We start from the raw sequence: 6769 nt of genomic DNA, 5'->3' as shown, positions 1-6769 counted from the left end.
GGGTACAAGAAATCAATGAGCAACCCGTGGTGCACCGATGGCGCAAATTTGAATTTTTAACAAACTAATTGTCGATGTTTTAATGAAACGTTATACTAGGAACATTATGCCATTATTCATTTTCATCTGCTTGAAGAGTCTGGTTAATTTAAACGGCTTCACTTGCTTGAGCAGCTTGTACGGCTTAAACTGTTTGAATACTTTTATAAGGAGTTAATCATGTCATTATTCAATTGGACAGGAAATTCGTGAAGATGAATGATATGAAAGCGTTTAATATAAAGGAATCTTTAAATAAGTTAGGAATCATATTAGATGATATCCAGATCGTATCAGATGGGATACAAGGATATATTGTGATATTGACATCTAATTTGGTAGATGATGATAAGCATAAAATAGTAGATTTGGGTTTCAAACAAATTAATGAAGAGTTATGGTATAAACCAGGCGATGTTTCTGATGAAATTACACGGGATCAACTCTTTTCAATACTTGAGCGAAAAAAGGATCAAGATTTTTATAAAAATAAAGCAGAGTTTGTTAAGGTTGTATCGGTTATATGGGAGAGAATTGTTAATAATTTTAAGTGTGCATGTGAATCATTTAGGGAAAAACTTCAACCAACATATAGACAGGTAGCCATAGCATGTAAATTTAAGGATTTTGTATGTACAAACGAAGATGAGTTTAAGATATTTATAAGCTATCTAAAGCAGTTCAGCTCTGAAAGTTTTAAAGACCTTAAAGAAGAAGAATTTGGGAAGAAACTCAAGAAAAATTTTTCAAGTCATGAATTTTATAAAAAATTAGACTTGCGAAACTACTTTGACCACGATCCAGGTAAAGACCAAAATCCAGAGATCAAACAGGAAGAAATAAGAAATTTGTACATTGATTTGCTAGGTAAGCCAATAGCACGTAAACCTGTGGATTTTTATAATATGCAGAAAAGATTACTTGAATTATGTGATGAATGGTTTGAAGAAATTATTAAGTACTGTGAGGGCAATTATAGATAAAGGAGTACTTCATGATTAAATTTGTTATATCAACCTTCAACGATTTCTGGATGGACAATGCTGCTGAAAATTTTTATCGAATTGTTAAAGAGATTGCAGAGGTAGAACCAGAAGTTGTTGAATCTGACTTATCTGAAAATAATATCGAAATTAGAATTACCAATAAAGAAAAATTTGCTTCCTTTCTTAAAGATAAAATTATAAGCCGAAGAGATAAATATATTTTTTTTGAGAAGGAAGACACTAAAACTAAACTGATAAATAATGTAAAAAAAGACTTCGTGATTATGCAATATGGCACAAAAATAAAAGGTAAAAATGTGTTAAAGGAGCAGGTTTATTCCGATGGTGATCTAGCTTCTTTATTAGAAGAACTTATAAAGGATTTAGAATCAGAAAAGAAGAAGAAAACCTGTGTCCTCTGTAATCGTAGCTTTGCAAAATCAATTGGAAATTTAAAGCAATCGATTTATCCATTTTCCACAAAAATAAAAAGCCTATCAGGGATTAGAACAGAGTTAGATTCCGACCATAATATCCAACAAATGAAAGACTACTTTGATAATGTTTGTCCTGTTTGTTATGTGGTGGGTGCTTTAGAATGGTCAGATGGTGGTATTATTTATAGATGTTATCTGAATAGCGGAAAATCTATATTTTTACTTCCTTCTTATGGAGATTTAAAAAAACTCCATCAATTAAAATCAAAATATATAAGTAGACTACCCATTGGAGAATCAAGGTCAAATGTAATTTTTAAGTTTAAGAAGGCTACCGGTGAAGAAGGTTCTACTGTTCCTGTTGGAAACAATACCTTAATGCTCGGCTTTTTAGAGAAAGCAATTGATGAGTGTTTGGTAGAAAATGAAAATAGAATTAGTTTTTGGGAGGTGAGGAAAAAATATGGACTGGATAGCTGGGTTCTGGTTGAAGTACCTTCCGGGACAGTAAAAAACATTAGACAACACCACTTAAAAATTAAGGATAATGCATTAAATTTAATTGGATTGATGTTGGAAAACAAATTCAAGACATATGAGCAAATTATATACAAATGTAATATGAGATACATGGAAGACAACTCTATCTTCTGGGAAGAAACAGAAGTTTTAAAGGAAGATATGGCAAGATGTATTATAAATGATGCCTATGATGGATTTGCATCTGCAATGCTTCCAAGAAAAAAGGCTTATTTTGACATCTTTCTTGATAAAGAAGAAAGAGAGAATTTTCCCAATAAATTTATCTATGAATGGAGGTGGAAAAAGATGGGATTAACAAAAGAAGAACTTGAGAGGCTAAGCAAAGCAGCCGAGGTTGTTGCTAAGGTTGCTAATGAACACATTGGAGATTTGTATAAGTTAGATAAGGCAAGAAATTTGACAGAATTACTTGAAGGTTTGCAACAGATTAGTAAAAGAACAATTGGAGTTACAGAAAGAAAAGAGATGGAAAAGGATCAAAACATACAATACCTATCTTTTAAGTCATTGGAAGACTTCAGCGAGCTTTTACATCTGAAAGGTTCAATGGGTGGTAATGATTTTAAAAATCTTAAAAGTACATTGATGATTTTTGCTTGTATGAAACTGGCAAATGAGAAAAGAAATCGAAATAAAAAGGAGGAAAAATAAATGGCAAATTTACAAAATATTAAAGGAATCAATATTACATGGTTAGCCACAACTGACCTTACCAACTTAAATTCTGGTGAGGGAGGTAGTAATTATGTTGATGTTAAGAAATATAAATTTCAGGACAAGGAATATCCATATGTCAGCGGCCAGGCAATGAGGTATTACCTGAAAGAGGGAATCAGGAGACTAAGAACAACAAATGATTGTTGTGTGCCTGATGATAAGGGAGAAGCTTGTGGAAATGTAACTACTTGTCCACTTTGCGACCTATTTGGTTTTATGGCAACGATAAAAGGAGAAGGAGCAAAGGTTAGGGTATCTCCTGTCAAGGTTTCTCCAGCAATAGGACTTTTACCATTCGATGCCAATTCGACAATTGATTTTTTGACAAGAAAAAAACATAAACCTGAAGGTGAAAAGGCAAGTGGTGATATTGTTAATGTTGAACTGGGTATGAATTTGTATAAAGGTGGTATATCAATTGATGTTGCAAAGGTTGGTTTTGAAGAGGAGTATGATGAGACTAACAAGAAGATGAAGTTTAAAGATATGAGAGGCGGAGACGATAACGAGAAAGGAAACGAGACAAGGAATAGGATTGCACAGGTATTAGAATCCCTTTCTTTTCTTTCTGATTATTCTAAACAGGCAAGACTCTTGACCGATTTCACCCCTGATTTTATCATTATCTCCTTTCAAAACAATTACTCTCACCGATTGCAAAAGGCATTGGAATTGAAATCAGATGAAGAGATAAATCTGAATACAGATAGGTTAAAGGAAATACTTGCCGACATTAGTGAGTATTCAAATTCAATTTATGTTGGGATGATTACAGGGATATTGGATAATGAGGCTGATGTAAAAAAGATTTTGAGTGAAAAAAGTATCGCAATCAAGACTCCAAATGAGGCTGTTAAAGAAGCGATAAAGTCTATACGAGGTAACTGATATGAAAGGGATAACCTTTATACTTGAATGTCCATATTTTTGTTGTTTCAGAAGACCCACTTCAACAAGTACTATGATAACATATCCAGTTATCCCCTTAACGACATTACGAGGATTTGTTGCCAATGCTATGGGATTACAAAGAAACGATTTTGTCTTGCAGGATAAGATGCGTATTGGAATAGCCCCGCTCTCTTCTCCTTTTGTCTTTACAGAACTTGCGAAGATATTAAAATTAAAAGAAGGGGAGAAGCGGGATAGACCTCAAATCTATCCGTCCTCCCCAATGTATAAGGAATTGTTAATCAATGTTAGTATGAAGATATATCTTGGCATAGAAGACGGTAATTATTTTGATTTTATTATTAATGCGTTAAATAATCCTGCAAGACCTCTTTACATAGGACAATCTGATGATATGGTGGTAATTTCGGATATTAAAGGCTTTGATATGGTTAAAAAAGATACCGCTTTATCTTTAATGGGTATTGCATTAGGTATTCACAATGATTGTGAACTCGTAAAACTTCCGTACAGATTTAAAGACCTTTCAACATTAGAATATACATCGGTTTTATCTATTCCCAAACCAAATAACCCGATAACCTTAAAAAACCCAGCCGAGTGTTATTATTTTGGAGATGAAGGAGTTCAACTTTTGTGAAGCTTATTGGAAAATATTACAAAGAGAAAAAACTATATCAATCCTTATATGGTCATGCATATGATTCCCTTGCCTTTTTAAAAGATTATCTCCACAAAGAGTTCTGTGTTATTAAAACATTTTGCAAGAGGTGGCAGATAAAAGAGGATGATTTGATTAAATCTCTATTTTTGACAATCCTTCTGCATGATATGGGTAAACTAACCAAAACATTTCAAAAAAATATTTTAGCAGGTAAACATACGTTCTATATGCCCCATCCTTTGGCTAGTTTGCCGATTTTAATTGCATTTCAAAACCACTTTCCTAAACTCCTTGAAGATGTTGACCCTTCATATTTAGAAATTACTGCTATTTTAAGTCATCACACACAGGCATATTCTGGACTTTATTCAACAACTGATTGTAAACCGGATTTCGAGACAGAATCTGTCAATAATTTTATAAAAGCGGCTATTTGTATTTATGATAAGTTAGAGTTTGGAAATTACTTTAAAAGAGAATTTACTGAAATAAAAATAAATTGTCTAAACAGAAAATCGGATGAATTGAAGAATGGCGTTGATTGCCTAAAAGAAATAAATGGTAACAAAACTGCCATTAAAGCCATTTTTTCTTTTATCTTCAGCCTTCTTAAAATGTCTGACATCCTTGCAAGTATTAATTTTGTTGAAAAAGTAAAAAATGAAAATGTTAAGGAAGGCTTTATTTTTGATGAGTTATATGATCCAAATAATCAAATTGTATTTTCGGGAATCACAAATAAGATGGGGACATGGCATCGAAAATCAAAGAGATCATTTCAAGAAAACATATATAATAATCCGAAACCATTTACAATGCTCTTTGCCCCTTGTGGACGAGGAAAAACAGACGCCGCTCTATATTGGGCAACTGAATTAATAGAGAAAAGTGAGGCAAATCGTATCATCTTTGCCTTGCCAACTCAGGTTACATGTAATGCAATGTTTAATACGCTTTCCAATAATGATTATTTTGGTGAAAAGAAGGTTGGTCTCTATCATAGCAGGAGTGCATTAGAGCTTTCTGAAAGGAAAAAAGAAGAACACGAAGAAGTAGAAGACCATCTATCTTTTGTAAAAGATGAAACTTTTAAAGGTGAGGTATTTTTTTATCCTGTAACTGTAACAACTGTTGACCATCTCCTTTATGCCTTTATACATGGCTATTCAAAGGCTGATTTTTCCCTTGGCAATATTCAAACTTCTGTCATTATCTTTGATGAGATTCATTATTATGATGATATGATGTTAAGTAATTTGAAGCAATTATTCGGAATTCTTAGGGAGATGAGAATTCCTCATTTTTTAATGAGTGGAACATTTCCTGAGTTTTTGCAATCAGAAATTAATAAGGCAAAAGAATATCATTTGGAAGAAGATAACGAAGGGCTTGGCTTCAAGCCGTTTGAAATTATTAAAAAAGAAGAAAAATCAATAATCACTAATGATGTATTAGATAAAGAGGTAGGGGATAAATTAATTGCCGGTTATAAAAAGGGACTAAAACAATTTATCATTTTAAATACAATTCAATCGGCACAATTGACCTATATACAACTAAAGGAGCATTTCAAAGAGGTCGGTATTAATAAGCCAAATATGATACTGCTACACTCACGTTTTATTTATAGCGATAGAAGAGATATTGAGAAAAAAATTTTAAGACAGGCAAAGGCCGAAAAAGAAATACAGGAAAATAATATTCCCTTTATCCTTGTAGCTACACAGGTCATTGAAGTAAGCTTAGACATTAGTTCCCACCGCCTTTTTACAGAATGTGCACCAGTTGATGCTGTTGGTCAAAGAGGTGGTAGACTCAATAGGGGTGGTCAAAATGCAGGAGAAAACAGGATGATACTTTTTAAAACATCTAATGCAAAACCCTATGATGAGAGACTTTTGGAAAACAGTTGGACAGCAATCCCAAAAGGTATTGTAAGTTATTTAGATTTCAAAAAGGCGTGCGATGATGTCTACAATGGTAGATGTATTAGTCTGTCTGATTTTGATGTGTTTTTCAAAGAGTGTACTTTATTTGGCAGAAGCCCTAAAGAAATTCGTTGGAATGAGGATGAAGGCAAAGGCTTTAAGACACGGAAAAAAGATTATCAAACAATTGATGTATATCCTATCCATTTTTTTTATTCTTATGGAGATGAGCTATTTAAAATGAATAATGAAGTAATTAAGGTACCAGCATGGTGGTATTGGTATGACAAGAAGGAAAAAAAAGATTTATTTTGCGAGCATGTCTTTGATGACAAAACATATTTATTATGTAAATTGCCATATAACAATGAAGTGGGATTATCAACTTTAAATACTGCATATGTAAATATTGAACAAAACTATCCACAAATTTTGTAATTGATACTGGCTTTGTTGCACAAAGCCGGATAAATATCTGATATACTAAGAGAATAAGGGAAAGAGTACCATAAATTATTTTGTAGGATAAGTATATCAGTATGA

At 32.8% G+C, this 6769-nt stretch carries 5 protein-coding genes; all 5 read left to right on the top strand.

Annotation, left to right across the window (positions count from 1 at the left end; translation table 11 throughout):
• Positions 1–254 precede the first annotated feature (254 nt).
• Genes FBQ94_RS17105 through FBQ94_RS17085 form a run of 5 tightly spaced genes read left to right on the top strand, consistent with a single transcriptional unit; the run spans position 255 to position 6664 of the window.
• The gene (locus FBQ94_RS17105) at positions 255–1022 is read left to right on the top strand and encodes a hypothetical protein (protein ID WP_007222602.1); all 768 of its coding nucleotides are present in this window, start codon (positions 255–257) and stop codon (positions 1020–1022) included.
• An 11-nt stretch (positions 1023–1033) separates the two neighbouring features.
• Positions 1034–2656, top strand: coding sequence for a hypothetical protein (locus FBQ94_RS17100; protein WP_007222603.1), 1623 nt, complete (start codon positions 1034–1036; stop codon positions 2654–2656).
• Positions 2657–3610, top strand: coding sequence for a type I-B CRISPR-associated protein Cas7/Cst2/DevR (gene cas7i, locus FBQ94_RS17095; RefSeq protein ID WP_007222604.1), 954 nt, complete (start codon positions 2657–2659; stop codon positions 3608–3610). It abuts the gene before it with no gap.
• Between the two features lies 1 nt (position 3611).
• Positions 3612–4274 (top strand): CRISPR-associated protein Cas5, encoded by a 663-nt coding sequence (gene cas5, locus FBQ94_RS17090; RefSeq protein WP_007222605.1) that lies wholly within the window; start codon positions 3612–3614, stop codon positions 4272–4274.
• Positions 4271–6664 carry a CRISPR-associated helicase/endonuclease Cas3 gene (locus tag FBQ94_RS17085; protein ID WP_007222606.1) on the top strand — a complete coding sequence of 798 codons (2394 nt, stop codon included), beginning with the start codon at positions 4271–4273 and terminating at the stop codon, positions 6662–6664. Before cas5 ends, FBQ94_RS17085 begins: the two co-directional genes overlap by 4 nt.
• Positions 6665–6769: the final 105 nt, after the last annotated feature.

The organism is Candidatus Jettenia sp. AMX1, assembly GCF_030263775.1.
Taxonomy (GTDB): domain Bacteria; phylum Planctomycetota; class Brocadiia; order Brocadiales; family Brocadiaceae; genus Jettenia; species Jettenia caeni.
Note: the sequence above shows the minus strand (reverse complement) of the source record. Positions and strands in the feature narration are given on the sequence as shown.